We start from the raw sequence: 26,431 nt of genomic DNA on the forward strand, positions 1-26,431 counted from the left end.
AATCCGAACCCTGTTACCGGGGTTCGGATTTTTTATGGTCAGCGAAAAGGGGGGGACTTAGATTCTGGGCGGAGCTCGGCCAAGCTCCGTGCCTATGGCTAGGAGCACACTCCCTGCGCGATGGCCACACCATTGGCCGCTACGCGGCGCTCAGAAAGATGGGTGTCCCATTTTTCCATTGTTATTGTTTCTGGGTAGGCCAGTTTATCTAAGTTCATTCTGATTTCCTTGGATTACCTGCATAACGTAGTTTATGCGTTGTTCTGTTTGGCCAGCAGTTCTTTGGCCTTGGCAAGCCTTTCTGCCAACTTTTGAGGCCCTGCACCAGGTGCTTTAGGCTGAGCTGCGTAACGTTCAAGAATTTCAACCTCTTTCTGATATTCCTTTTCTTTGCGGTAAATTATAGCAAGCTGCTCATAATACCAAGGTGCCACTCCCCAGCCCTCGCCGGCAAACTCTGATTCTTTCTCTGTTGAGTCTACAGCCTTTAGCAAAATATTGATGGCATCATGGTTCTTTCCTTCCCGCTTCAGCTGCTTTACCTTTTCAACGCTATCAGTGTAGTGGTGACCATCTACTGAACCAGCTTGGCGTATTTCATCCATTTTTGAATTGATTTCATCTGCAGCTAACTGGAGATTGCCTTGCTCATTAGACTTTCCAAAGAGTTTTTTTATCCAATTCATGATTTCATCCAGTTGCATAACGCCGCCAGCACGCGCGGCTTTGTAGCGAAGGCGAAGCCGCAACGAAAAAGCTGTCGCAGTGCCTGGCCTTGTTAAATTTTTCCAATGACTAACCCTGCATACACGCCTGACATCCGTTTAGCGAGGTTTGAGCAATAGCCAAAATATTTCACGCACTCGTTCAGGTTCATTCTTTCAGTGCCTGGGTAGCAGAGGGATAAAAAATATACTTTTTTATCTGGCAATAGCGCTACTCGAGACACAAACTTCTTCGCTACTTGGTCTGCTCGATTCTTATCAAGTTCTATCGCCACTACAAAGGCTTCAGACTCGCCATAGATATCAATTGAATCCTTCTGATTTTTTGACGGCGCATATTCCATCTTCCAGCTCAAGCTAGGAATACTATCCTGTAATCTCTGAAATAAGTACTTTTGGAAATTAGCAACAATAATCTTCTGCGCATGCTGCGGTTGCCCAAGATGGCTTGAAAAATGATCTCGACAATCAAGTTCAGTAATAACATCCAGTATGGAGTTTAGCCACTCATCCTGATATGTAGATCTCACTTTAACTTCTGGCTTCATCCTCGATCTCGACTGAAATTTAACGCCCGGCTATGGCGCCGGAGTGCAGTTGGAATTTTTTGTGGTACTCACCACAAAAAAGGCCGACGGAACGGAGGTCGCACATGAGCCGATTGTTAGCTATTTGCTTGGCCACGCATTAAGTTCTTTTAGTTTTTCAATGAAAGGTGGGAATTTTGAATTAACTATCGCCCCAGAATTAGCTGAACCGAAAGACGACACAGAATAGGTATCTATCTGCATCACCTTCATTTTTACGTCTTTACCCGCAGCGATTTTTGAAAAATCTTTGATTGGTATAACTAGGCGCCGAGTAGACCAATCCCCGTACTTTGTGAGCGAACTAGCTTGCTTGACGTTCTCAATAATCTCTCCATCCACGTTGAAGGCCACACCCACAACATTTGTGATTCCGCTAACTCCAACTTCTATAAAAACCACATCTGGGAATTTCTGCACCCACTCAAACCCTAGGGTATGCCAAGCCTCTTTCATGCTTGACGCCGCGCTTACGGGGGATTGGGAAACGATCAGTGAGCCATCGAAATCGTCTTTCTGAACCTTCATGGACGGCGTCATCGAATCATTGAAGCTCGCACACCCATGAAGTCCAACTAATGCAAAAATAAGCACAATTATTCTGATTGTCATCGTATTTCCTCGTTTGGTTAGCTAACAGTGATTAGATAGAAGGCGGCACTAATCCGATAGCAGAGCCTTCCATATAACTCCGATCAGCCCTGATTTTTGCCATGAAAAAAATTACTGAAATTGGGACAGCCACCGTTTTGCTTCACTCGCTTATCCATTCCATCCGGCAAGGCTACCGCCCCTGAATGTCAGCCTCCAGTCTGCTGCTTTTTACCTGCGTGGTTTCGCTGGCCTGGCTCATGGGTGACTCCGACGAGGCTGTTGCCAAACGGATATATTAGCGAGCGATGCAGGAGAGGGAAGCGGGAGATGATGGTTTCCTGAGCAAGATCAATAAATTAATCATCCTGAGCCGTGTTGAAGTCGAACATCAACAAAGAAAGGGCTGTTCTTCTATGAGTTGAAATTGGGACATCTACCGTTTTGAGCACCGCGTAGCAGTGAACAGACCATGATTGGCTTGTCGCCACGTGCCGCCATGTGCCGCTGAAGGGTTCGACATAGCGGCAGGAGCTTGGCCGAGCAGCTTCCTCCTCCCTAGATGCCGGTCTCTCTGGTATGATGCGCCATCATTTAGCGACCGGTGACGACGCCAGCATCATGGTGGTCAGGCTGCCGGTAGGGACATTTTTCTTCGGGGCGCATTTATGCGAGCCGACCTACGGATCTTGAACATGAGCACTGAACTGATCTACGGCATTCACGCTGTATCCGCGCTGCTGGAGCGCACCCCCGAGCGTTTCATCGAAGTGTGGGCCCTCAAGGGTCGGGATGACGACCGGCTGCAACCCTTGCTGGCCGAGCTGGAGTCCCTCGGCCTCAAGGTGCAGAGCGTGAACCGCAAGACCCTGGATGACAAAGCGGAAGGCAACAATCACCAGGGCATCATGGCCAAGGTGATTGAAGCGCCCAAGCTCGCCGAGCACGATCTGGCCAGCCTGCTCGATAGCTTGGCGGTGCAAGAGACCGCCCCCTTCCTGCTGGTGCTGGATGGGGTGACGGACCCGCACAACCTCGGTGCCTGCCTGCGCAGCGCCGATGCGGCTGGCGTCCATGCGGTGATCGTGCCGCGGGACAAGGCCACCGGCCTGACCTCGGTCGTACGCAAGGTCGCCTGTGGCGCCGCCGAAGTGGTGCCGCTCATTCAGGTCACCAACCTGGCCCGCACCCTGCGCGAGTTGCAGGAGCGTGGCGTCTGGCTGGTGGGCACCGCAGGCGAGGCGGACCACGACCTCTATCAGGCCAAACTGACCGGTCCGATGGCGCTGGTAATGGGCGCCGAGGGCAAGGGGATGCGTCGTCTGACCCGCGAACATTGCGATGAGCTGGTGAGCATCCCGATGGCGGGGGCGGTATCCAGCCTCAACGTCTCGGTGGCGACCGGCGTCTGCCTGTTCGAAGCCGTGCGTCAGCGCCGTGCTTGATCATGCTGACTGCCAGACCCCCCTTCGATTGGGCGCAGGTCGCAGATAAAGAGGAGGCCGCGCGCCTCCTCTCTTTTGCCCGCTCGCGGACCCTTGCCCCCAGATCTTGCCTCTGGCATGCCGGCGACAGCCCGGATCTGTTGGTCAGGGTGGAGCAGGGGCTGTTGCGGGCCAAGGTGGTGCTGGCTGATGGTCGTGAGTGCATCAAGGAGTTCTACTGGGAGGGGGACGAGTTTCTCGACTTCCACCACCTGCTCAGCGGCGAGCCCGCCCGCTACAGCGTGGAGGCGCTGGAGCCCTGCCGTCTGCAACTGTTCCAGCTGGCCGACTTGCGTCAGCTCTCCTGCTGGCCCGTCTGGTATCAGCATCTGCTGGAAGTGCGGTTGCGGATCAAGGAGGAGAAAGAGCTGTTGCTGCTGACCGAGAGCCCGCAGGCCCGCTACCAACACTTCCTGCACTGTTTTCCTGCGCTGGATGCCAGAGTGCCGGATCACCAGATCGCGGCTTACCTCGGCATCACCCCCATCAGTCTTAGTCGCATTCGCAAGCGGCTGAAAGCGCTTAACAAGGAGTAGTGTCGCCGATGTGCCATGAGGGGCCGTGTGGCCACCAGATTTCAGGCCTTTCATACAGTCCGTCTCGGCATCACGCCAGCCAGCCAGTCTTAGTCGCATTCGCAAGCGGCTGAAAGCGCTTAACAAGGAGTAGTGTCGCCGATGTGCCATGAGGGGCCGTGTGGCCACCAGCTTTCAGGCCTTTCATACAGTCCGTCTCGGCATCACGCCAGCCAGTCAGTCTGAGTCGCATTCGCAAGCGGCTGAAAGCGCTTAACAAGGAGTAGTGTCGCCGATGTGCCATGAGGGGCCGTGTGGCCACCAGATTTCAGGCCTTTCATACAGTCCGTCTCGGCATCACGCCAGCCAGCCAGCCAGTCAGTCTTAGTCGCATTCGCAAGCGGCTGAAAGCGCTTAACCGCGACTAATGGCGTGCATGCACCCTATGTCTGGTTGGCAGAGATCGAACTTAACAAAGGTTAATGCAGGGCGCTGGAACCACGCTTATGCTGGCGGGCCGAATTGATAAGGAGTTGCCGATGAACTGGATCCTGAAACCCTGGTCAGAGTTGACCACAGACGAGTTGTACGAGTTGCTGGCGCTGCGGGCCGAGGTGTTTGTGGTGGAGCAGACCTGCCCCTTCCAGGATCTGGACGGGCTGGATCGTCGCGAGGGGGTTTGGCATCTGCTCGGTTATCAGGGGGATCTGTTGGCCGCCTATGCCCGGGTCATGGCCCCCGGCATCGGTGACGAGCGTGGTGCCGCCATCGGCCGGGTCGTCACCTCGCCCAGGGCGAGAGGGGGTGGCCTCGGTCACACGCTGATCGCGCAAGCGGTGAAGGCATGCGAGGCGCGCTGGCCCGCTCACAGCATCTGGCTGGGGGCGCAGGCCCATCTGCAAGACTTCTACGGTCAGCACGGCTTTGTCGCCGAAGGGGGGGGCTATCTCGAAGACGATATTCCCCATATGGGGATGCGTAAAATGGCGCAGTAAGCCCACTCGGCCCCATATCAGCGGGCAAGGCGATGGCATCTGCCGGTATATCAGCCATGAAAAAACGGCCACCCCTCGGGATGGCCGTTTTGCTATCAGTGGTGCAATGCGGTGCCAGGCTTACTTCTTTTTCTTCTTGGCGGATTTCTTCTTGTCGGCCGGTTTTTTCTTCTTCACCGGTACCCTCGCTTCCTTGTGCTTGGGGCGCAGGGAGTCGATCACCCGGCGCTTGAGGCGCTCTTCGGTGTAGCGTTCGATCTTGGCGACCATCGCCATGTCGTGGGCTTCCACCAGGCTGATGGCGCAGCCACGGTTGCCAGCGCGGCCGGTACGGCCGATCCGGTGGACGTAAACATCGGTGCCGTAGGGCATGTCGTAGTTGATGACATGGCTGACGTTCGGCAGATCGATGCCGCGGGCGGCGACGTCGGTGGCGATGAGGAAGGGCACTTCCCCTGCGTGGAATTTGCGGATCGACTCGATGCGTTTGCTCTGCTCCATTTCGCCACGGATCCAGGCACAGGAGACGCCCGCCGCCTGCAGCTGGCCGGAGAGCTCCGCCAGTCGCTCGCGGGTCTTGACGAAGACGATGGCCTTCTGGGTTTCCGGATCTTTCAGGATATGGATCAGCAGGGCCAGTTTGTGAGCAGCATCATCGGCCAGATGGATCCACTGGGTGATGGGACGACGCTCGCTGCGCGGCGGTTCGGCGTGCAGCTCGACCGGCTCCTTGAGGATCTCGTTGGCAAACTTCTCAAGGCCCGCCCCTTCCAGGGTGGCGGAGAAGAGCATGGTGTGCTTGCGGTAGCGCGCCTCGGCCACGATGCGGTTTACATCCTTGATAAAGCCCATGTCCAGCATGCGGTCCGCTTCATCCAGCACCAGCACTTCGATGTCGTGGCTCTCGAACTCCTCTTTCTCGATGTACTCGAGCAGACGACCCGGGGTGGCCACGACGATGTCGGTGGTCTTGGTCAGGGCGGGCAACTGCTCTTCATGGCTGACGCCGCCGATGATGGTCTCGATGCTGAGATTGGTGTGCGCCGCCAGCGCCTTGGCGTGGGCGGTAACTTGCAGCGCCAGCTCGCGGGTCGGGGTCAGGATCAGCATGCGGCAGGGGCCCGGCTTGCGGCGCGGGAAGTCCAGCAGATGCTGGAGTGCTGGCAGCAGGAAGGAGGCCGTCTTGCCGGTACCGGTCGGAGCGGATGCCAGAATATCGCGGCCGTCCAGGGCTGGCTCCAGCACCATCTGCTGGATGGTGGTGGGGCGGGTGAATCCCATCTCGGCCAAGGCCCGGTTGAGGGCGGGGTGCAGGTCGAAATCATCAAAGGACTGGCTCATGGCAATACTCGGTCATTAAGGAAACGGCAGATTATAGGCGATTATCTCGTCGGCTCCTATTGGTGAGTGTGTCTTAGCCGCTATAATCGCCCACCATTTTTGCAGATGACGGGGGTCAGATGGGGCGTAGTCGCGGATTTACCTTCAAACAGTTCCATATCAATCACGATCGCTGCGCCATGAAGGTAGGCACCGATGGCATTCTGCTCGGTGCCTGGGCGCCGGTCGAACAGGCGCACCGGGTGCTCGATATCGGCACTGGCAGCGGCTTGATCGCCCTGATGCTGGCCCAGCGCAGCAGATCTGACTGCCGTCTTGATGCGGTCGAGCTGGATATTAATGCGGCCAGTCAGGCGCGGGAGAATGTAGCTGCCTCTCCCTGGGCTGATCGGGTGACCATCATAGAGAGTGCCATTCAGGATTATCAGGCTGCCCCTTACGATCTCATCGTCTCCAACCCCCCCTATTTCTTGGCAGGCCAGTCATTTAGCGATCCGGCACGGGCGTTGGCTCGTCATACCGGCGCCCTCGATAGTCACGCGTTACTGACGGCCTGCAATCGTTTGCTGAGCCCGGTCGGGCAGGTGGCGCTGGTGCTGCCGACGGCCATGGCCGATGAAATATTATGCATCTCGGCGCATTATGATCTGCATTGCATTTGTTATGTAGCTGTTATCACCAGGGAGGGTAAAGAGGCAAATCGTGTTTTATTGCTACTTGGCAGAGGATTAAACAGGTGTGAGAAGGGTGAAATTATGATCCATTCTGCTGATGGAGCCTATTCCAACAGATATATCCAACTGACCGCCCCCTTCTATTTGAAGATGTAAATTTCGCCTTGAACTATTTTTTCACGCCATTATGCTGGTTGCAGATCGAGCGCCCGCTCCAGACCAGCTAAAACCACTGGTCGCGGTGAAAAAACCAGCGGGGCTCTTTTTTTTACCCCTGAACAACACCGGTCAATGACCAATAAAAAACTATAACAAGCAATAGTTTACAAGACAGACGAGGTTGAACTTGACGAAATCACTCACATTGTCCGATGTACTCGGATTGGGGTTTATGACCTTCGCCTTCTACCTGGGCGCTGGTAATATCATTTTCCCGCCGTTGGCCGGTTACATGGCCGGTGAGCATCTCTCTCTGGCGATGCTGGGCTTTCTGGTGACAGCGGTCGGTCTGCCACTCATCACTATCATTGCCGTGGCCAAGGCTGGCAATGGCTGGGCCGGCATGACCAAGCTGCTGCCTGCCGGCGTGGCGACCGCCCTGGCCGTTGCCATCTACATCATCATTGGTCCGGCATTTGCTGCGCCCCGTACCGGTCTGGTTGCCTACGAGATTGGCCTCAAGCCGTTCATCGGTGACATGGGTCAGGCCGGTTTGGCAGCCTATACCGTGATCTTCTTCGGCGTAGCCATGCTGGTCTCCATGAACCGGGGCAAGTTGATGGATGCCATCGGCAAATACCTGACTCCGGTACTGGTGCTGCTGCTGTTGGCCCTGGCGGTCGGGGTATTCGTAGCGCCGCAAGGCTCAATGCCTGATGCGTCCGGTGACTATCAGAACAGCCCCTTCGTGAAAGGGATCCTGGAAGGCTACAACACCATGGACACCCTGGCGTCCCTGATGTTTGGTGCCCTGATCGTCGACCTGCTGCGCCAGAAAGGGATCAACGATTACAAGAGCCAGTTCAAGTATCTGGTGGCTGCCGGCCTCATCTCTGCTGTTGGCCTGAGCGTGGTGTATGTGTCCCTGTTCCAGCTGGGCAACACCGCTGCCGGCGTTGCGACCGATGTCAGCAACGGGGGGGCCATCGTCAATGCCTATGTGCTGAGCCTGTTTGGTCAGCCCGGTCAACTGATCCTGGCGGCTATCATTACCCTGGCTTGCTTTACCACTGCGGTGGGCCTGATCTCCGCCTGTTCCGACTTCTTCCATAATCTCACTGGTATGAGTTACAAGAAGCTGGTGGTGGTGCTGGGTGTGATCTGCGCCGTGGTGGCCAACGTGGGTCTGAGCCAGTTGATCAGTCTCTCCATTCCGGTGCTGGTTGCCATCTATCCGGTTGCCGTGGCGTTGGTACTGGTCACCTTCCTGAAGGGTTACTTTGGCCGTCCCCGTCTGGTGTTCCGTGCGGTGTTGGTGGTTGCCTTCCTGTTCGGTTGCCTGGATGGTCTGGGTGCTGCCGGCATGAAGATGGATGCGTTTGCCTTCCTGCCGCTGTTCGATAAGGGGCTCGCCTGGCTGATGCCGACCCTGCTGGCCTGTGTCGTGGGCATGGTCGTTCGTCCGGCTGACAAGCTGGCCGCCGAAGCTGCCTGATCCCGCCGCCACTGAATAGCAAAGAGGCCAGCATATGCTGGCCTCTTCTGTTTTTGGTGTGCTGACTTGTTCGTACAGTCTGACCGATCAGAGTTGAGGGGCTGCCGGTTTGGGCTTTCCTGCCAGGCCGTACCAGTGAATTTCTATCCGTCCGGCATGCCACTCGAAAGTGCCCCATGGCTGCTTGGCTTCCCAGCGCGGGAAGTTGATGAGTACCCGGTTATCCTCGTACTTGTAGAGGGAGGTGCTGATCTGAATGTCCGACAGGATCAACAACAGGACCCAGCAGATGAAAATCCATTTCAATGCTTTCCACATAGGGTTACTCGAAGCAAATTTCGATGGTGGCGCGACCGAATTCGGATTCGAACGGCATCATTATCTTGGTGCCATCGGCACGGTGGGTGATGGTGTGATTGGGGCCGGAGACGATGATGGGGGTCGCCATGTCAAACTCGTATCCCTTCTCACCTAGCATCCGCTTGGCACCGCCGGTCACCATGTTGGTGATTTCACCCACCATGTCGGTTACTTCCTCGTTGATGTTGGCAGGGGCCTCCCCCAGCATACGGCGCATGATCTCCAGTGCCAGACCCTTCTCGAAGCTGATGGAGAGAGAACCACGGGTCTGCGGGCCGACCATGCCAATCAGACCTGAGACATCGCCACGCGCCAGCTCATCCATTTTGCGTTTCGGTTTGCCCGGCTTGAGTTCCAGTTGCGCCATGGTCGAGAGTACATTGAGCAGGGATAGCAGGAACGGATTGACAAAATCAGCCTTCATGATGACTTCCTACGGTGGGCGTACAACGAGCACATTGGCCATGTGCCTCTATCGTCTTATTGGTAATAGTAAAACCATGCAAATGGGCCTGCTCGGAAAACGCGCTATCGATCGCTGTATCGTGTAGCTCGACCACATCCCCGCACTCGTCGCAGATCAGCAATTGCATCGGATGGGCGTGATCGAAGTGGCAGCAGAAGATAAACGCGTTGAGTGATTCCACCTTGTGAGCAAAGCCCTGCTCCAGCAAAAAGTCGAGGGCCCGATAGACGGTTGGCGGCTTGGCATTGGCTTCGGTTTGTTGCAACTGGGCCAGCAAATCATAGGCACTGATGGCGTTGCCGTGTGCCGCCAGCAGGCGAAATACCTGGCGTCGGGTCGGGGTGAAGCGGATCCCTCGTTGTATACAGAGTCGCTCGGCTCGTTGTAAAAGTTGGTCTTGATTCATGATCGCGCAGATACCCTTTCTATTAGCCGGATACTATCACAGGGCCCCGCATGGCGCGGTGACAAAATTCATTTTCTGGGGCTGCTTCACGTTGTGATAAAATCCGCCCCTTTCTTTAGCCAACCCGGATGATTTTTATGCAGGCGCAGCGTTTTTCCATCGCCCCCATGCTGGACTGGACTGATCGGCATTGCCGTTACTTTCATCGACTGATGAGTCGCCAGACCTTGCTTTATACCGAAATGGTGACCACTGGCGCCATCATTCACGGCAAGGGGGATTATCTGGGTTACAGCGAGCAGGAGCACCCCATCTCCCTGCAGCTGGGTGGCAGCAATCCCGCCGATCTGGCCTATTGCGCCAAGCTGGCCGAGGAGCGCGGCTATGACGAGGTGAACATCAACGTCGGCTGCCCCTCCGATCGGGTACAGAACGGCCGTTTTGGTGCTTGCCTGATGGGGGAACCCGCGCTGGTGGCCGATTGCGTCAAGGCGATGCGCGATGTGGTCGACATTCCAGTGACGGTGAAGACCCGTATCGGCATCGACGATCAGGACTCCTACGAATTTCTGCAGGCCTTTATCGAACAGGTGCGCGATGCCGGTTGCGATACCTTTATCGTGCATGCGCGCAAGGCGTGGCTGAGTGGTCTGAGTCCGCGGGAGAACCGCGAGATCCCGCCCCTCGATTACCCCCGTGTCTATCGGGTCAAGCAGGATTACCCGGATCTCACCATCGCCCTCAACGGCGGCGTCACCTCCATGGAGCAGACTCTCGAGCATCTGCAGCATGTGGATGGCGTCATGATGGGGCGCGAGGCCTATCAGAACCCCTACATTCTGGCCCAGGTGGACAATCTGGTGTTTGGCCAGCACAACGCCGTGCCGAGCCGCCACGAGGTGGTACGGATGATGCTGCCCTACATCGAGCAGGAGCTGGCCAAAGGCAACTACCTCTCCCACATGACTCGCCATATTCTGGGTCTGTTCCAGAACATGCAGGGGGCCCGCGCCTGGCGCCGTCACCTGAGCGAGAACGCCTGCAAGCCGGGGGCTGGGATTCATGTGGTGCTTGATGCCATGGCCAAGGTGCCGGAGTTTCCCGGCAATGCGTTGCTGACAAGTCCGCAGGGTGAGTGATCCCTCGCAGCACTAATTGGCTCATGATGGGGGTCATCGTGAGCGGTTACGCCATGGGGCGATGAAAAATGCCAGTCAGGGATGACTGGCATTTTTTGTGGTGTATTGCGGTGATCAGCTTTCAGCACGGCATGGCACTGATCAATCCTTAGGGTTTGATCAGATAAAGCTGGCGGCTGTAGGCCACATCTTCCGGGTTGTTGATGGGGTAGCCCTTGAGCCAGGGTTTGATGAGGCGGGCGTTGGTGTATTGGTAGATGGGGGCGATGGGGGCTTGCTCCAGCAGGATAGCTTCCGCCTCGCCAAACAGCGTGCTGCGGCTGGCGGCATCCTGAGTGCTGGCAGCCTCTGCCAGCAGCTGGTCATAACGGGCATTGGCAAAGCCCGCCATGTTGCCGCTGTGACGCGAGCCCCACAGGCCGAGGAAGGCAGAAGGGTCGTTGTAGTCGGCCACCCAGGAGGAGCGGATCACCTCGAACTGACCGCTCTGGCGACTGTCGAGATAGGTTTTCCACTCCTGATTGGTCAGCTCGACCTCGGCGCCCAGCTTCTGCTTCCACATGCTGGCAATCGCCAGTGCCATCTTCTTGTGAATTTCCGCGGTGTTGTAGAGCAGGGTCAGCTTGAGCGGCTTGTCCGGGCCGTATCCGGCCTCTTTCAGCAGCGCCTTGGCCTTGCTGTCCAGCTCGGGCTGGCTGCTGGTGGAGAGCAGGTTGGCGGCCGGGGTGAAGCTGGCGGTCACATCCGGAGTGAAGTGATAAGCCGGTTTCTCGCCGGTTCCGAGCACCTTGTCGGCGATCAGGGCGCGGTCGATGGTGTAGGAGAGCGCCTTGCGCACCCGCACATCGTCGAGGGGCGCCTGACGGGTATTGAAGGCGTAGTAGTAGGTGCCGAGCTGATCCGGGGTGTAGACCTCATTCGGGATCTGCTGTTTCAGCTTGTTGTACTGCTCCTTGGGGAAGGATTCAGTGATATGCAGATCGCCCGCCAGATAGCGGTTGGTGGCCGCGCTCTCCTGATTGATCGGCATGAAGATCACCTTGGTCAATACGGTATGTGCCCGATCCCAGTAATAAGGGTTGGGAGTCAGCTCCAGCTTCTCGTTGACTACCCGGTTGTTCAGCACAAAGGCGCCGTTGCCCACCAGTTTGCCGGGCTGGGTCCACTGGTTGCCGTGCTGCTCGATGCTGGCCTGATGGAGCGGCGACAGGCTGGGGTGACTCAGTAGATTGAGGAAATAGGGAACCGGCTGGGAGAGGGTGACCTGCAGGGTGTGATCATCCAGCGCCTTGACCCCCAGCTCGCTGGCAGGCAACTTGCCCGCCACTATCTCGTCCACCTTGTCGAAACGGGCCAGTTGGGCAAACCAGGCGAAGGTGGCCGCCTCTTTCGGGTCGACCAGCTTGCGCCAGCCGTAGACGAAGTCGCCGGCCTTGACCGGATCGCCGTTGGACCAGCGTGCATCCTGGCGCAGATGGAAGGTAAAGAACTGATTGCCCTTGTTCTCCCAGCTGGCGGCCACCCCGGCGACCGGCTTGCCATCCGGCCCCTGGGTCAGCAGCCCCTCGAACAGATCCCGCAATACCTGCAACTCCGGCAGGCCGACCAGCTTGAGTGGGCTCAGGCTCGCAGGTTCATCCTTGAGGTGGCGAACGACAATCTGCTCGGCGGCGAGTTGTGTGCCGGCGGGAATATCGGCAGCCTGGACAGCAGCGCAGCCCAACAGGGCCAGCAAGGGGCTCCATCCTTTCATGGGTCGGATCCTTCAAATAGTGTGAGGCGGGGAGAAAACTCGGCGAGAAAATATCGCCGACAGATGGGAAATCATGATATCCCGTTTGCTGGTCTGACCGCCAGCATTCGACTCTCACTCCCAATCGGGGTAGAAGAGCGTTCCCGGCGTCTGTGCAGTTCAATGTGGTGAGGAGTGTCAAACGATGAAAGCATGGTTATTGCTGGCCTGTCTGTTTAGCCAGGGCGTCTGGGCGTTGGCCCCGTGCCAGAGCGACACGGCGGTGGGCAACTGGTGCGAGATCGGCATCGATGCCTTGCACCCGACTCAGGGGGGCATCGGCCAGATCCAGGTCGATGAGACCCAGGCCACATTGGCGGGCATGAGCGTAAAGCAGTTCGACAAGTTGATGAAAAAGAAAGAGATCCCGGTAGTGATTGCGCCGGATGGTAGTTACTGGTTGGTGGACAGACACCATCTCACCAAGGCGCTGTGGCAGCAGGGGGTTACCGAGGCCCGGGTCAAGGTGATTGGCCGCCTGCAGGACAAGGCCAACTTCTGGAGCCAGATGCAGAACAACCACTGGGCCTGGCTCAAGGATGAGAAGGGGCTGCCGCTGACCCCGGAGCAGTTGCCGACCCGCATCGACAAGCTGCCCGATTACCCCTATCGCACTCTGGCCGGACTGCTGCAGGATGCGGGTTACTTTCGCAAGGACAAACAGGTCTATTTCGTCGAGTTTGCCTGGGCCAGCTGGCTCGGCAAGCAGATGCAGTGGATGCCGGTCGACAGCACCAATCTGGCGGCCCGGCTGCAACAGGCCAAACGGCTCGCCTGCGGCAGCGATGCCAGTGACTTGCCCGGTTATCCCGGCAAGCAGTGCAGCCTCAATCAGTCCAAAAGCGCGCAGTGAGCGGATGTGCGATGACGCCATCCACTACCTGTCGGAGATAAACGAGGGCGGCCCCGGGGTCGCCCATTTTCTGTCTGGGAGTGAGCGTTGCGCATAGCGGTCATTGCAAGGCCCGGCCAAGGGCAGGGGAGATCCTGCTCTAATCCTCTGGTTGATATTTATTCTCAATTAGCCATGATAACACTCCCACCATGACGGACTCGGGAGAGCGAGATGACACCGCAAAGTGGGCAACGATACATGCTGGAGGCGGAACGAGCCTGGCAGGGCGGTTCGTTGGGGGCGGCGATCTGCTTGTATCAGCAGGCGCTGGGGGATGTTTGTGAGATGACCCGGGTCGTGTTGACCGAGCTGGCCACCATGCGGGTCGCCACCTGCCACCAGCTGGCCGACTTCTGGCGTGCGATGGATGAGCCGACTTACGAGCTGCGCTACCTGAAGCTCGCCTCTCTCAAGCGTCACCCCAATCCGGAAATGGCCCGGCTGATCCAGCTTCAGGACCAGGTACAGGGCTGCGAGCTGCTCGGCCGTTTTCGCCTCATCTGACCGTGGCTGAGCTGCAGCTCAGCCCCGCCGTTTGAGTTTCTGGGCGATCCGTTGCTGCGCCTCCTCCCCTTGCAGTGCCTGAGCGAAGGCGCGCGCCTCCAGATCGATGACAAAGTGCACCGCCTGTTTAAGTTCCTGCTTGAGCAGTGCCTTGCTCTTTTGCAACGCCCTGGGCGGTTTGGCCGCCAGCTTCAGCCCCTGCTCACGGGCAAAGGGGAGCAACAGGTCGGCGGCCACCACCCGATTGGCCAGCCCAAGCCGCAGCGCCTCCTCTGCATCGATCGCCTCGGCCAGCAGTAACAGCTCGGCCGCCTTGAGGTGCCCCACCAGGCGCGGCAGCAGCAGGCTGGAGGCAAACTCCGGCACCAGCCCCAGCTCGACAAAGGGAAGCTGCAAGCGGGCGTTATCCGCCAGATAGACCAGATCACAGTGCAGCAGGATGGTGGTGCCGATCCCCACCGCCGGGCCCGCAACGGCGGCGACCACAGGTTTGGGAAAATCCGCCAGAGTATGGAGAAACTGCAAAATGGGGTCGTCGGGCTCCAGCGAACTCTTGCCGACAAAATCGGCCAGATCATTGCCCGCGGTGAAGCAGTCGCGTTGCCCCTGCACTAACAGGACATGCACCTCGTCATCGGCCGCTGCCTTTCGCAGTGCTGCCACCAGTTGCTCATACAACTCGGTATTGAGGGCGTTGCGCTTGTCGGGGCGGTTGAGGGTCAGGGTGAGCAAGCCATCCTGCTGCTCGGCAATGAGAATGGGGGCCATCTCTAAATCCTTGCTATTGAAAGGTGCATAAAAGGTTGCCGCTGGGGTAACCTTGGGGCCGTTTAACAACATCATAAAAGGATTTCAACCATGTTTAAACGTGCGTTTTATTCTCTGCTGCTGGTTGGCATGACTGCGCCAGCACTGGCCAAGGTCGAGGCCGTCGACGGCTATGTGCGCCTGTTGCCGCCGGGTTCCCCCAACACCGCCGCCTTTATGGTGCTCAAGAATGACGCCGACAAGCCGATCAAGCTGGTGGCGGCGGCTTCTGCTGCGGCCGGGCGTGCCGAGCTGCATACTCACCTGCACGAAAATGGCGTCATGAAGATGCGTCAGGTCGAGAGCATCGAGATCCCGGCCAAGGGCGAAGCGGTGCTCAAGCCGGGCAGCCTGCACATCATGTTGTTCGAGGTGGGCACGCTCTCCGAGCAGACGCCTTTCCCGCTCACCCTCACCCTGGATGATGGTCAGAAGCTGGATCTGTCGCTACCGGTGAAGCCGATTGAGCCGATGGCAGAGATGAAACATACAAAGCACTGACATTTGTCGTCGCTTACTCAGGATTATCGCTGGGTATTTTGGCTGCACCGAGTAAAATAGCGCCCTTTTCCATGTATGCGAGAGGAAGTAACGCGATGAAAAAGATGCTGATTGCCGGTGCTGTTCTGACACTGTGCAGCCAGGCTGCGATGGCTGCCGATGACTGGCGTTTTGCCGCCGGTGCAGACGTATGGTCTGCTCAGGGTGGTGGTCATGCATATGGCCATAGTGCCAATCATTATGATGACAACTACAACTGGAACGGCTACCTGCAGCTGGAGCATGGCATCATCTTACTGCCGAATGCCAAGTTTGAAATCTCCGATTTCAGCACCTCCGGTGGCGCGTTCAAAAATGATCTGACCGCTTACGATCTGAGCCTCTACTACCGTCTGTTCAACAACGATCTGTTCAGGATCGATCTGGGTATGACCGGCCGTCACTACGATGGCGAGCAGGTAACCTGGGGTCGCAAGGGTTATGACGACGATACCCTGATGGCTTATACCGGCAGCGAAGTGAAGCTCCCGGGTACCGGCATCGCCTTCTTCGGCGATCTGCGTACTCACGATGCGGACAACTATGACTATCGTCTGGGTGGTTCCTACAAGTTCTCCACCATGCCGGTCAAGTTGCGTGCCGGCTGGCGTGAAGCCAAGATTGATTTCGCCAACATCGACCAGTCTATTGATGGCTGGTTCATGGGTGGCGAATTCACTTTCTAATCTGACGTTGTCTGGCAACTGGGAGTGATATGTTTCGCCAACATCTATCAGAGCGTTCTGTTGATGGCTGGTTTATGGGCGGTGAATTCACTTTCTAATCTGACCGTCAACTGACGACGAGGAGCGATAATGGGCCACATCATAGTGACAGGTGCCGGTTCCGGTCTGGGCCGGGCCCTGACCATCGGGCTGGTTGAACGGGGCAATCGGGTCGCCATGATGGGGCGGCGTTATCAGAAACTGCAGGAGCAAGAACAGCTGCTCGGCAAGGCGGTGATCGGTATCGCCGCCGATCTCTCTCACCACGAAGAGGTGGAGATGGCCTTTACCGCGGCGGTGGAGTGGGGCGGCCTGCCCGACCGGGTGATCCACTGCGCCGGGGTGGGCGAGTTTGGTCCGGTCGGTGTCTACACCGCCGAGCAGATCTGCCGGGTGGTGGAGAGCAACCTTATTTCCACCATTCTGGTGGCTCAGCAGACGGTGCGGCTCATCGGCGAGAAGGGCGGGGTGCTGGCCAATGTGCTCTCCTCCGCCGCGCAGGTGGGCAAGACCAACGAGAGCCTCTACTGTGCCTCCAAATGGGGGATGCGCGGCTTTCTCGAATCCTTGCGCGCCGAGTTGAAAGGCTCGCCCTTGCGGTTGGTCAACCTCTACCCGAGCGGGATCCGCAGCGAGTTTTGGGACAACTCGGATCACGTAGACCCGAGTGGTTTCATGACTCCGGAAGATGCGGCGGCCTATATGCTCGATGCGCTGGAAGCACGCAGCAGTTGCCACGTGACCGATCTCTATATTGGTCGCAATCCCTGAGTGTGACCCGGTTGCGGTCGTCAGCATACGGAAACAAAAAGCGCGCCAAATGGCGCGCTTTTCTATGTCGGCAAGGGGGCGAATTAACGGCCCAGCTTGCCCTTGATCATGGCGATAATCTCGCCGATGGCCACTTCCTGCTTCTCGCCGGTGCGGCGGCACTTGTACTCCACCACGCCGTTGTCCAGACCGCGATCGCCGATGACGATGGCGTGCGGGATGCCCAGCAGCTCCATGTCGGCGAACATCACGCCCGGGCGCTCTTTACGGTCGTCGAACAGCACATCAACACCGGCCGCTTGCAGCTCGGCGTAGAACTGCTGTGCCTGCTCGGCCACGCGCTCGGACTTGTGCATGTTCATCGGCACGATGGCAACGATGAACGGAGCGATGGCGTCCGGCCAGATAATGCCGTACTGGTCGTTGTTCTGCTCGATGGCGGCAGCCACCAGTCGGGAAACCCCGATACCGTAGCAACCCATCTCCATAGTGACGGACTTGCCAGCTTCGTTCAGCACGCTCGCCTTCATCGCTTCGGAGTACTTGGTACCCAGCTGGAAGATATGGCCCACTTCGATACCGCGCTTGAGCAGCAGCTTGCCCTGGCCGCATGGGCTCGGGTCGCCTTCTACCACGTTGCGCAGGTCGGCCACTTCATAGGTAGCGATGTCGCGATCCCAGTTGGCACCGGTCAGGTGGAAGCTGGTTTCGTTGGCGCCGCAGACGAAGTCCGCCAGGTGGGCGGCGCTGCGATCGACGATGATGCGACCGGCAAAGCCGACCGGGCCGATGGAACCTGCATCGCAACCGGCGGCAGCTTTGATCTGCTCGTCGTTGGCGAAGGTGAGCGGGTTGGCAACACCAGAGAGCTTCTCGGCCTTGATTTCGTTCAGCTCGTGGTCGCCACGCAGTACCAGCGCGATAACGGCCTGCTTGCCGTGCTCGTCCTCTTCACCCAGTACCAGCAGGGTCTTGGCAATGGCGGTCGGTGCCACGTTCAGGAAAGTAGCCACTTCCTCGATGGTGTGGACAGCCGGGGTGGCAACCTTGGTCAGGGCCGCGGTAGCAGCAGCGCGCTCGCCAGCCGGTGCCAGCGCTTCGGCCATCTCGATGTTGGCGGCGTAATCGGAGCTGTCGGAGAAGGCGATCAGATCTTCACCGCTCTCGGCCAGCACCTGGAATTCGTGGGAACCAGTGCCCCCGATGGAGCCGGTATCGGCCTGCACCGGACGGAAGTTCAGACCCATGCGGGTGAAGGCGGTGCAGTAGGCTGCGTGCATCTTCTCGTAGGTATCGACCAGGGATTCCTTGTCGATGTGGAAGGAGTAGGCATCTTTCATCAGGAATTCGCGGCCACGCATCACGCCGAAACGGGGGCGCACTTCATCGCGGAACTTGGTCTGGATCTGGTAGAGGTTGAGCGGCAGCTGCTTGTAGCTGTTCACTTCGTAACGGACCAGCGCAGTGATCACCTCTTCGTGGGTTGGGCCCAGCACGAAGGGGCGGTTGTGACGGTCGGTCAGACGGCACAGCTCGGGACCGTAGTCATCCCAGCGGCCGGACTCCTGCCACAGCTCGGCAGGCTGCACCACCGGCATGGAGACTTCGATGGCACCCGCATTGTTCATCTCTTCGCGAACAATGCTCTCGATTTTCTTCAGGACCCGCAGACCGGTTGGCAACCAGGCATACATGCCGGAGGCCAGTTTACGGATCATCCCGGCGCGCAGCATCAGCTGGTGGCTGACAACTTCAGCGTCGGAGGGGGTTTCCTTGAGAGTGGAAAGCAGATATTGGCTGGTACGCATCGCGGTAGACCTTAGCTAGAACGGGCGCGGGGCCCAGGATAATTTCAAGGGCGGAATTTTAACAGGCTGGGCGTTATGGCCCAAGGGCTAAATTTGCCGCAACCCGAAAGGTGGCAACGGCCGGCAGATGACCAAGGGGTAATGACCATTGCAACAAGCAGGCTTTTTATGCCTGCAATTTGGCCGGATCTCCGCTAAACTCTGCCACCTTTTCTCGATGGGCATGGCTTTTCCGCGTCCATCACCCCCCATTTTTAGTACTTTTGGAGCCGCTCATGCCGTTAGTGGGACATCAACACCAGATCGAGATCCTGGAACTGACCGACAAAGGAGATGGCAAAGGACGCCTGTTCGATCGCCCCCTGTTTGTCGAAGGTCTGCTGCCCGGTGAGCAGGCGCTGGTGGAGCTGACCGAGGTCAAGCCGAACTATCTGCACGGCAAGGTCGCCGAGCTGCTTCACCCCTCCGCCGATCGGGTTGCCGATTTCTGCCCCAATACCGAGTGCGGTGGCTGTCAGGTACGTCCGCTGGCCTATCCGGCCCAGCTCAAGCTCAAGCAGGCACTGGTGCAGAGCGCACTGGAGCAGGCCGGGCTGGGTGACACTCCGGTCAAGGATATCCTTGGCATGGCGAGCCCGTTCGCCTATCGCAACAAGGCGCAATATGCGGTGCGTGGCTGCGAGGCGGGCGCCGAGATCGGTTTTTATCGCAAGCACTCCCACGATCTCATCACCGCCGATGACTGCGCGGTGCAGGACTCGCTGCACGTGGAGCTGAACGCCCGGGTGCGCAACTGGATGCGTGAGCACGACATCAAAGCCTATGACGAGGTAGCCCACACTGGCTGCGTGCGCAACCTGATGACCCGCAAGGGGTTCAAGAGTGGCGAGCTGATGGTGGTGCTGGTGACCCTGGGCGAGGAGCTGCCGTTCGAAGCCGAGCTGCTGGCGGCCCTGCAGGATCTGCCGGTGACTACCCTGGTGCAGAACATCAATGATGAGCGCACCAACCGCATTCTGGGTGCCAGCAACCGGGTGCTGCTGGGCAGCGGGGTGATCCGCGACAAGATCCACGAGCTCGAGTTCGAGATCTCGCCGCTCTCCTTCTTCCAGAACAACCCGACCCAGACCGATGTGCTCTACTCCAGTGCCCTCGAGTATGCCGAGCTGACCGGCAACGAGACGGTGTTCGACATCTATTGCGGTATCGGCACCATCTCCTTGTTCCTGGCTGGCAAAGCCGCCAAGGTAGTCGGGATCGAGTCGGTGGCGAGCGCCATCAGCGATGCCCGTCGCAACGCCGCCCTCAACGGCATCGAGCAGACCGAGTTCCACGTCGGCAAGGCCGAGCAGCTGATGCCCGAGCTGCACGCCCAGGGTGTGACCGCTGATGTGGTGGTGATGGACCCGCCGCGCAAAGGCTGTGACAAGGCGGTACTGCAGACCCTGGTGGCCATGGCACCCCGTCGTCTGGTCTATGTCTCCTGCAACCCGCAGACCCTGGCCCGCGACCTTGCCTGGCTGGTCAAGCAGGGCTTCGTGTTGGACGAGGTACAGCCGGTCGATATGTTCCCGCACTCCATGCATGTGGAAGCGGTTGCCCGCCTGAGCTTGCCCGCCAAGGCGTGAGTCATCGCCTGATACTCGCCCATAAAAAAACGACGCCAGCTGGCGTCGTTTTTTTATCTCTGCAATCAGGGGTGGGGGCCGATTAGCTGGCGCTCAGGCGCACCTCGGTGGCGATTTGGTCGAGCAGTTGTTGCCACCCTTGACCCAGTTCCCTGACCAGCGCGTTGTAGCCATCGGCCGGCAGCACCCGCTCCTGACGGAAGGGGGCATCGCGCAGCACGGTGCCATCTTCCGCCAGCAGGCGCCAGCGACCGCTCAGCACTGCACTGCCATCGTGACGTCCCTGAAAGCGCTCCACCGAGATGCTCAGCTGCGGCCCCTTGCGGGCCCCGTCCTGGCGGACTACCCAGCCCGGCAGACGGGTCGAGAGACCATTGAGGGTGAGCTGGTTGAGCTGGTCATTGAGGGAGCCTGCCCAGCGATGGTGCTCGGTGAAGTGCAGCTCCTGCCCCTCCAGCTGATAGACCAGACTGATCCGGTCGAGTTGGCTAGCCAGCCTCACCGGACGCAGCACCAGCTGGTGCTGCGGTTGGGCCGGAGTCGCCAGGGGGGGCTGGCTGTCTCCGTTCAGCGAGTAGTAGTGCAGGCTGGGCTGAGTGCTGCTGCAGCCCGCCAGCAGGGCGAGCAGCCCCAGCGTCAGGATCTGTTTTTTCATTGTTTGCCTCGCTTGGGCTCAGGGTCCAGAGGACGGGAGCGGTCGAAGATCAGTGAACTGGGCTGTTCGTTGAGGGAGTGCACCAGCGGCTGCAGCTCGCGCATCAACTGGTTGAGCGTCTGTATGGATTGACGCAGGTCCTGATTGGTTTGCGACTGGGCATCATAGGCCTGCAAGGTCTCCTGCAACTGCTTCAGGCTCTGGTTAAGAGACGCGGGTAGTTGCTGGGTTGCATCCTTGCTGGTTAGCTTGTCCAGATTGGCGCTGACCGCATTGATGTTCTTCAGGGTGCCATCCAGGGTGGTGAGGGAACCGTTGACCTTGGTCAGGGTGGTTGCCATATCCATGTCGACAAACTTGTCGAGGATGAGGTTCACCTTGCGCTCGATCTGATCCAGCCCGCCGGCTACGGTCGGGAAGATATAATGATTGGCCACCTTGGTCTGCGAAAATTTTGGAGCATCCGGATAGAAGTTAAGATCGATGATCTTGCCACCGGTCACGATACTGGTTGTCTTCAGGCTGGCACGCAATCCCTCCTTGAAGCGCTGCTCGAGCAGGGTACGCCACTGATTTTGTTCTTTCTTGGTGTAGAGGTGGGAGATACGCTGCACCTCGATGCGGGCCAATACCGGGATCTTGCGACTATGGAATAGCTGACGTCCTTTCTGATCAATGAGATAGGGGGCAGAGATGACGGTGCCGATGCGGATGCCGCGATATTGCACGGCGGCCCCGGGGTGCAGGCCGGCGATGTTGTCATCAAACATGAAGACGTAGTCGATAAACTGATCCAGGTTACCGGCCAGCACGCTCGCCTCATCCTGAAACAGGGCGAACTCCTCGCGCTGTGTGACCGGATTACCGGGCGACCAGCCTGCGGGCAGACCCATGGTGATGCCACCATCGAGCAGGCTCTCCAGTGAATCCATTTTCACTTTCATCCCCTCGCTGCTCATGGAAACCTCGAATGCCGGGGTTAACCAGAAGCGAGAATTACTGGTCACCAGCACATCGTAAGGCGCGTTGATGAAGATTTGGTACTGCATCTCTATCTTCTCGGGGATAAATTTGGCCTCTTCCACCTGGCCAATGGTGAACCCCTGGTAGTTGATAGGTGAACCTTCTCCCAGTGCGCGGGCATCTCGGCTGGAGAGGACCAGGCGCAGCCCCTTGGCATCCTGCGAGGCGAGGGGGGGCTTCTCGAGCATGGTATAATGGCCACGGCTCTTGCCCTTCTTGCCGGGCGCCAGCTCGATATAGGCGCCGGAGAGCAGAGTCCCCAGACCCGATACCCCTTCCCGGCCGACCCTGGGCTTGACCACCCAGAACTTGCTGTCGCCGCGTAGCATGCCGGCGGCATCATTGCTCAGCCGCCCTTTGAGAATGGCATGGCTGTAATCGTCGCTCAGCCCGACCGTTTCGATGCGGCCGACCTCGACATCCCTGGAGCGGATTACCGTCTTGCCTGCCACTATGCCTTCGGCGGTGGCGACCGTCAGGGTGAAGCTGGGGCCCTGGGAGTACCAGTGCTGGAACAGCATCCAGATACCGATGACCAGCGCCAACAGCGGCACCATCCAGATTGCGGCGGCCGAACTCAGAAAATCAGAGCCCGGTTGCCATCTTTTTTTACGCTCACTCACGCTCGCGTTCTCCTTGTTGTAAATCCCAGATGAGGCGGGGGTCGAAACTCATGGCGGCGACCATGGTAATCAGCACCACACCTGCAAAGGCGACGGCCGCGGGGCCGGGGTAGATGGTCATCAGATTGCCGAGGCGAATAAGGCCCGCCAGAATGGCTACCACGAAGACATCGATCATCGACCAGCGCCCGACAAATTCGGTCATGCGATAGAGTTTGAGCTTGCTGAGGGGCGACTCAGCATGGCCGCGTTGTACCATGTAGCAGAGCCAGAACAGCGCCACTATTTTCACCAGCGGCACCACCACGCTGGCGACAAAGATCACCGCCGCAATGGGGTAGGAACCCATGGCCCAGAGTAGCACCACGCCGCCCAGGATGGTGGAGGGACTGTTATCGCCAAGAAACACCGTATCCATGATGGGATAAAGGTTGGCGGGAACATAGAGAATGGCGGAGGTGAACAACAGCGCCCAGGTGCGGTTCAGGCCACCCGGTTTGCGGGCGTGGAGATGACCGCCGCAGCGGGAACAGTGGTGGCTGCCCACTTCGCTCAGGGCGCCACAGATGTGGCAAGCCACCAGGCCGGACTCCAGCGCCCCGGCTTCAGAGTTGATCTCGCGCGGCTCGGTGGGGCCGAACAGCCGCTGCCAGAGCCACATCCGATCCAGTGACGAGATCATCTTGACCAGCAACAGGGTGTAGCCGACGAAAGCCCAGAACGACAGGCCCATATGGATGTCAGCCATCCCCATTAGCTTGACCAGCGAGATAAGCACCCCCACCAGAAAGACATCCACCATCAGCCAGGGTTTTATCCGGCACAATAGGCGGCCGAGGGAACGCAGCGCCTTGCTGTGGAGATCCTTGTCTATCCGCCACAGCACCAGCATGATGGAGCCCATATAGACCAGTGGCAGGCCGATCAGGGTGGTGCTCAGGATGGCACCGAGAAACAGGTATCCCTCGTCTACCAGGGTCGAGATGCACTGAATAAAGGTCATGTCCTGCCCGACCCCCTTGGCCGAGAAAGACATGAAGGTAAAGGTGTTGGAGAGTACAAACATGATGAGCGCCGCAACCCCGTAGGAGAGCGGCCGCAACTCCTGCTGCGGCAGATGGCAGCTCAGGGTATGGCCGCAGCGCGGGCAACAGCTTGCCTGCCCCACCTCGAGCTGCGTGGCCGGGATCAGCAGGTCACACTCTTCGCAGGCAGTGGCATCATGAACATAGCTGGCGTGGTGTTGGTGTGAAACCGAATGCAAGATAAAACCCCAGATTTGGCTCGCAAGAGAACCGGAAGTTGCGATTATCGCAGTTGTCCCGGTCTGCGACCAGAGCTAGTTACAATTGTCATGGTTCGGCGATCCGCCCCGCCGCTATTGCTGGCGGGAGTGAGAATGACTTTGACAAGCCAGTGACCATTTAGCACAATCAAGCGCCACTTTTTTTCCGCGGGACAATAATTTATGACAACTGAATCCCCAAGCTACTCCACCATTGAGCAAGCCTTCTCCCTCGGGAACGGGCAAGATTCTGCCCTCAACTGGTTGCGCAAGAACCGCAGTCAGGTCGCCATTTTTTTGGTGAGTGGCATCAAGCTGGAAGGCTCCATCAGCGGGTTTGATCAGTACAGCGTGCTGTTGACCGATGCACACGGCAATCAGCAGCTGGTCTACAAGGCCAAGATCTCCACCATCGCCATGCACACAGGCCGGCCGCAGGTGAACATCCAGCGCGCTCGCAAACCGCGGGTCTCCATGGCGCCGCGTCCACACGGTGCGCCGGGTCGCTATGATGACAATCAGGGCGGCGGTAACAACGAGTAATCGCCAGCCTCGCACTCCCCGCCGACGCGCCCTGCGTCAGTGGCTGACGGAGCTGGCGCTCATTCTCAACCCTGTCCCGTATGAGCGCCAGCTCCGGTTATCGCCCCCTTGTCGGGCGATATTTTTTTGCCTGCTACTCGACCAGTTCGACCGGCTTTCCCACCTTGACCAAGCAGGTCTGCATGCCTGCTGCCTCACCGGCCTGCACACCGATACCGGTATCTTCAAACACCAGACAGCCTGACGGCTCGACGCCCAGTTTGCTGGCCACCAGCAGGAAGGTGTCCGGGTTGGGTTTGTGCCGCTTCACGTCGTCGGCCGTGACCACCACGGAGAAGTAGCGATCCAGCCCGGTGTTGCGCAGCACCGCCTCGGCGTTACTGCGAGGAGAGCCGGTGCCTATCCCCATCGGAATGATGCCGTGATAGCGCTCGACCAGCGCCTGCATGGCGGGGAAGACAGTCGCCTTGTGCAAGTTGGCCACATAGTGGGCCGTCTTGCAGCGGGTCACCTCGAGCGGGTCGAGGGGGAGCTGCTGCGCCTGTGCGACCAGCAGGGCTATCTTGCGGCTCGGCATACCGCCCAGTTCATAGAACCAGTCGGCATCGAAGCGAAAGTCAAATTCGCGGGCGGTGTGTTCCCAGGCGGCGAGGTGGAGTGGCATGGAGTCGACCAGGGTGCCATCGAGGTCGAAGACCAGGCCTTGGAATCCAGAAAGTGTCATGGTGCGGGTCAGCCTCTGAAAAAAGGGAGTCCATTCTAGCCAGCGCCCTCCCGGCTCGCCATCACCTAGCCGGTGAGAAACGCTTGCCCCCACATTTGCGCCTGAAAATAGATGGGGGTGAGTTTGGTCGGATCCAGCTGATATGTCGGCGCCAGCTGCGCCAGCAGGGCCCAGTTGCCCTGTTCATAGGTCCTGACCAGCTGAAACAGATGGAACAGGGGCCCTTCATGCCGCTCGATGGCTCGCTTTACGTTATTGGGCAAGTGGGCCTTGAGCGACTCAGATAACAGGGAGCCATCGAGCACCAGTCCGACCAGAAAAGCCCAACTTGCTTCGCGCTTGTCGAGGGCAGTGAGGGCGAGAAGTTCGCAGAAACGGCCGCGGGCGATAGCCATGCGGGAGCTGGCCTCCGGCATATGCTTGCTCATTCGGGCAAGACCGTTGATCAGCACAAACTTGCGGATCTCCTGCTCCCCCAGATAGGAGAGGGCACGGGATACCGAGGTGATGGGTGCGGCATGATCGAAGCCGGGGGCGTTGACATAGGTGAGTAGCTGGCCCGGGAGCAAGGCATCCTGTTCCAGCAGACGGGCCACCTGGGCAAAGGAGAACTCCTCGTGGCAGATAAGCTGAAGAATCTGCTGTACCAGTGCCATGTCGGGCTGGGTCACCCGCTGATTGACCAGCTCGGGGCGGGCGAGAAAGCCGCCAGCAAAGAAGTCGACCCCGGCCTCTCGCAGCGGGAGAAAATCCGCCCAGGTTTCGATATCCAGCGCCATCCGCTTGTGTTCGGTGGGCTGGCAGATCCCCTCTTCGCCCATCCAGAATACCAGTAGACGGCTGGCGCCGAGCCAGCGTGGATCTCGGTTGACCCCATGAACGGCAAGCCGGCGTCGACTGTCTCGCCACTGTTCCAGCACAGGAAAGGAGGCGGGGAGCCGTTCGCTGGAAGCCTCGATCAGCGGGATCGCATCCTGATCTAACAGCAGGGGGAGCTGTTCATCGAGTTGTGCGTGGGTGAAGGGCACCAGATATTGGCGCCCCTGTGCCAACAGGCGGCAATGTTGCGCCAGTGCAGGCCATTCGGCCGGTGAGCTGAGCTGATAGTCTATGCCGTAGGCCACCAGAGCCAGGCGACGATTGAAGATGGGATAGCGACGCAACAGCATGG

The 26,431-nt window shown here is 58.6% G+C and carries 28 protein-coding genes; 13 read left to right on the forward strand and 15 right to left on the reverse strand.

The annotated features are described in order from the left end of the window. Window positions 1-251: 251 nt before the first annotated feature. The 3 genes from BN1125_RS16470 to BN1125_RS16480 form a co-directional block, all read right to left on the reverse strand. Entirely contained in the window at window positions 252-704 is a 453-nt protein-coding gene (locus tag BN1125_RS16470; protein ID WP_156993475.1) for a hypothetical protein, read from the reverse strand. Between the two features lie 74 nt (window positions 705-778). Then, entirely contained in the window at window positions 779-1,273 is a 495-nt protein-coding gene (locus tag BN1125_RS16475; RefSeq protein WP_042013585.1) for a hypothetical protein, read from the reverse strand. Window positions 1,274-1,393: 120 nt separating this feature from the next. Next, on the reverse strand, window positions 1,394-1,924 hold the full coding sequence (locus BN1125_RS16480) for a hypothetical protein (RefSeq protein WP_042013587.1): 531 nt from the start codon (window positions 1,922-1,924) through the stop codon (window positions 1,394-1,396). 674 nt (window positions 1,925-2,598) lie between these two features. Between BN1125_RS16480 and rlmB the strand changes: the two genes are divergently transcribed. The 3 genes from rlmB (at window position 2,599) to BN1125_RS16495 (ending at window position 4,897) form a co-directional block, all read left to right on the forward strand. Further along, a complete protein-coding gene (gene rlmB / locus BN1125_RS16485) occupies window positions 2,599-3,348 on the forward strand; it encodes a 23S rRNA (guanosine(2251)-2'-O)-methyltransferase RlmB (RefSeq protein WP_042013588.1) in 750 nt (249 codons plus the stop codon). Window positions 3,349-3,350: 2 nt separating this feature from the next. Further along, window positions 3,351-3,923, forward strand: coding sequence for a Crp/Fnr family transcriptional regulator (locus tag BN1125_RS16490; protein WP_042013589.1), 573 nt, complete (start codon window positions 3,351-3,353; stop codon window positions 3,921-3,923). A gap of 518 nt (window positions 3,924-4,441) precedes the next feature. Further along, window positions 4,442-4,897: a GNAT family N-acetyltransferase gene (locus tag BN1125_RS16495; protein WP_042013590.1), complete on the forward strand. Its 456-nt coding sequence runs from the start codon at window positions 4,442-4,444 to the stop codon at window positions 4,895-4,897. A gap of 120 nt (window positions 4,898-5,017) precedes the next feature. On the opposite strand, the gene srmB is transcribed toward BN1125_RS16495, so the two are convergent. Next, window positions 5,018-6,238: an ATP-dependent RNA helicase SrmB gene (srmB, locus tag BN1125_RS16500; protein ID WP_042013592.1), complete on the reverse strand. Its 1,221-nt coding sequence runs from the start codon at window positions 6,236-6,238 to the stop codon at window positions 5,018-5,020. A gap of 119 nt (window positions 6,239-6,357) precedes the next feature. Here srmB and BN1125_RS16505 point away from each other — a divergent pair, with 119 nt between their 5' ends. Both BN1125_RS16505 and brnQ read left to right on the forward strand, forming a co-directional pair. Further along, complete coding sequence (locus BN1125_RS16505; RefSeq protein ID WP_042013593.1) at window positions 6,358-7,068, forward strand: tRNA1(Val) (adenine(37)-N6)-methyltransferase; 711 nt, start codon at window positions 6,358-6,360, stop codon at window positions 7,066-7,068. A gap of 190 nt (window positions 7,069-7,258) precedes the next feature. Beyond that, on the forward strand, window positions 7,259-8,566 hold the full coding sequence (gene brnQ, locus BN1125_RS16510; protein WP_084202334.1) for a branched-chain amino acid transport system II carrier protein: 1,308 nt from the start codon (window positions 7,259-7,261) through the stop codon (window positions 8,564-8,566). An 87-nt stretch (window positions 8,567-8,653) separates the two neighbouring features. Here the strand turns inward: brnQ and BN1125_RS16515 are convergent, their stop codons facing one another. The 3 genes from BN1125_RS16515 to zur are packed head-to-tail and all read right to left on the reverse strand — an operon-like array spanning window position 8,654 to window position 9,798. After that, window positions 8,654-8,884 carry a hypothetical protein gene (locus BN1125_RS16515; protein WP_042013596.1) on the reverse strand — a complete coding sequence of 77 codons (231 nt, stop codon included), beginning with the start codon at window positions 8,882-8,884 and terminating at the stop codon, window positions 8,654-8,656. A 4-nt stretch (window positions 8,885-8,888) separates the two neighbouring features. Beyond that, window positions 8,889-9,350 carry a chemotaxis protein CheX gene (locus BN1125_RS16520; protein ID WP_042013597.1) on the reverse strand — a complete coding sequence of 154 codons (462 nt, stop codon included), beginning with the start codon at window positions 9,348-9,350 and terminating at the stop codon, window positions 8,889-8,891. Next, a complete protein-coding gene (gene zur / locus BN1125_RS16525; protein ID WP_005335805.1) occupies window positions 9,340-9,798 on the reverse strand; it encodes a zinc uptake transcriptional repressor Zur in 459 nt (152 codons plus the stop codon). Before zur ends, BN1125_RS16520 begins: the two co-directional genes overlap by 11 nt. 137 nt (window positions 9,799-9,935) lie before the next feature. On the opposite strand from zur, the gene dusA reads away from it, so the two are divergent. Beyond that, a complete protein-coding gene (gene dusA / locus BN1125_RS16530) occupies window positions 9,936-10,937 on the forward strand; it encodes a tRNA dihydrouridine(20/20a) synthase DusA (protein ID WP_042013599.1) in 1,002 nt (333 codons plus the stop codon). A gap of 148 nt (window positions 10,938-11,085) precedes the next feature. Here the strand turns inward: dusA and BN1125_RS16535 are convergent, their stop codons facing one another. Continuing rightward, the gene (locus BN1125_RS16535) at window positions 11,086-12,690 is read right to left on the reverse strand and encodes a peptide ABC transporter substrate-binding protein (protein WP_042013601.1); all 1,605 of its coding nucleotides are present in this window, start codon (window positions 12,688-12,690) and stop codon (window positions 11,086-11,088) included. A gap of 184 nt (window positions 12,691-12,874) precedes the next feature. Between BN1125_RS16535 and BN1125_RS16540 the strand changes: the two genes are divergently transcribed. Both BN1125_RS16540 and BN1125_RS16545 read left to right on the forward strand, forming a co-directional pair. Next, entirely contained in the window at window positions 12,875-13,582 is a 708-nt protein-coding gene (locus BN1125_RS16540) for a ParB-like protein (RefSeq protein WP_042013602.1), read from the forward strand. 213 nt (window positions 13,583-13,795) lie between these two features. Further along, window positions 13,796-14,128, forward strand: a complete 333-nt coding sequence (locus BN1125_RS16545) for a DUF2753 family protein (RefSeq protein WP_042013604.1) — start codon at window positions 13,796-13,798, stop codon at window positions 14,126-14,128. A gap of 18 nt (window positions 14,129-14,146) precedes the next feature. On the opposite strand, the gene BN1125_RS16550 is transcribed toward BN1125_RS16545, so the two are convergent. After that, window positions 14,147-14,896 (reverse strand): enoyl-CoA hydratase-related protein, encoded by a 750-nt coding sequence (locus BN1125_RS16550; protein WP_042013606.1) that lies wholly within the window; start codon window positions 14,894-14,896, stop codon window positions 14,147-14,149. Window positions 14,897-14,986: 90 nt separating this feature from the next. On the opposite strand from BN1125_RS16550, the gene BN1125_RS16555 reads away from it, so the two are divergent. The 3 genes from BN1125_RS16555 to BN1125_RS16565 all read left to right on the forward strand — a co-directional run bounded on the left by BN1125_RS16555 (window position 14,987) and on the right by BN1125_RS16565 (window position 16,971). Beyond that, the gene (locus tag BN1125_RS16555; RefSeq protein ID WP_042013607.1) at window positions 14,987-15,436 is read left to right on the forward strand and encodes a copper chaperone PCu(A)C; all 450 of its coding nucleotides are present in this window, start codon (window positions 14,987-14,989) and stop codon (window positions 15,434-15,436) included. Window positions 15,437-15,531: 95 nt separating this feature from the next. After that, window positions 15,532-16,161, forward strand: a complete 630-nt coding sequence (locus tag BN1125_RS16560) for a TIGR04219 family outer membrane beta-barrel protein (RefSeq protein ID WP_042013608.1) — start codon at window positions 15,532-15,534, stop codon at window positions 16,159-16,161. A 129-nt stretch (window positions 16,162-16,290) separates the two neighbouring features. Beyond that, window positions 16,291-16,971: an SDR family oxidoreductase gene (locus tag BN1125_RS16565; protein ID WP_042013610.1), complete on the forward strand. Its 681-nt coding sequence runs from the start codon at window positions 16,291-16,293 to the stop codon at window positions 16,969-16,971. Between the two features lie 83 nt (window positions 16,972-17,054). Here BN1125_RS16565 and BN1125_RS16570 read toward each other — a convergent pair whose 3' ends face one another. After that, window positions 17,055-18,779, reverse strand: a complete 1,725-nt coding sequence (locus tag BN1125_RS16570) for a proline--tRNA ligase (protein ID WP_042013611.1) — start codon at window positions 18,777-18,779, stop codon at window positions 17,055-17,057. 275 nt (window positions 18,780-19,054) lie between these two features. On the opposite strand from BN1125_RS16570, the gene rlmD reads away from it, so the two are divergent. Further along, window positions 19,055-20,407, forward strand: coding sequence for a 23S rRNA (uracil(1939)-C(5))-methyltransferase RlmD (rlmD, locus tag BN1125_RS16575; RefSeq protein WP_042013612.1), 1,353 nt, complete (start codon window positions 19,055-19,057; stop codon window positions 20,405-20,407). Window positions 20,408-20,489: 82 nt separating this feature from the next. On the opposite strand, the gene BN1125_RS16580 is transcribed toward rlmD, so the two are convergent. From BN1125_RS16580 to BN1125_RS16590, 3 genes are read right to left on the reverse strand one after another with little or no spacing between them, the layout of a single operon-like run. Continuing rightward, entirely contained in the window at window positions 20,490-21,062 is a 573-nt protein-coding gene (locus BN1125_RS16580; protein ID WP_042013613.1) for a PqiC family protein, read from the reverse strand. Then, on the reverse strand, window positions 21,059-22,708 hold the full coding sequence (gene pqiB, locus BN1125_RS16585) for an intermembrane transport protein PqiB (protein ID WP_042013615.1): 1,650 nt from the start codon (window positions 22,706-22,708) through the stop codon (window positions 21,059-21,061). Before pqiB ends, BN1125_RS16580 begins: the two co-directional genes overlap by 4 nt. Next, a complete protein-coding gene (locus BN1125_RS16590; RefSeq protein ID WP_042013618.1) occupies window positions 22,701-23,972 on the reverse strand; it encodes a PqiA/YebS family transporter subunit in 1,272 nt (423 codons plus the stop codon). Before BN1125_RS16590 ends, pqiB begins: the two co-directional genes overlap by 8 nt. Window positions 23,973-24,176: 204 nt before the next feature. Between BN1125_RS16590 and hfq the strand changes: the two genes are divergently transcribed. Further along, entirely contained in the window at window positions 24,177-24,536 is a 360-nt protein-coding gene (hfq, locus tag BN1125_RS16595; protein ID WP_042013620.1) for an RNA chaperone Hfq, read from the forward strand. 133 nt (window positions 24,537-24,669) lie between these two features. Here the strand turns inward: hfq and BN1125_RS16600 are convergent, their stop codons facing one another. Further along, window positions 24,670-25,260: an HAD family hydrolase gene (locus BN1125_RS16600; RefSeq protein WP_042013622.1), complete on the reverse strand. Its 591-nt coding sequence runs from the start codon at window positions 25,258-25,260 to the stop codon at window positions 24,670-24,672. 65 nt (window positions 25,261-25,325) lie between these two features. Beyond that, complete coding sequence (locus tag BN1125_RS16605; protein ID WP_042013623.1) at window positions 25,326-26,429, reverse strand: EAL and HDOD domain-containing protein; 1,104 nt, start codon at window positions 26,427-26,429, stop codon at window positions 25,326-25,328. Between the last annotated feature and the right edge of the window lie 2 nt (window positions 26,430-26,431).

Source organism: Aeromonas fluvialis, assembly GCF_000819885.1.
Classification (GTDB): domain Bacteria; phylum Pseudomonadota; class Gammaproteobacteria; order Enterobacterales; family Aeromonadaceae; genus Aeromonas; species Aeromonas fluvialis.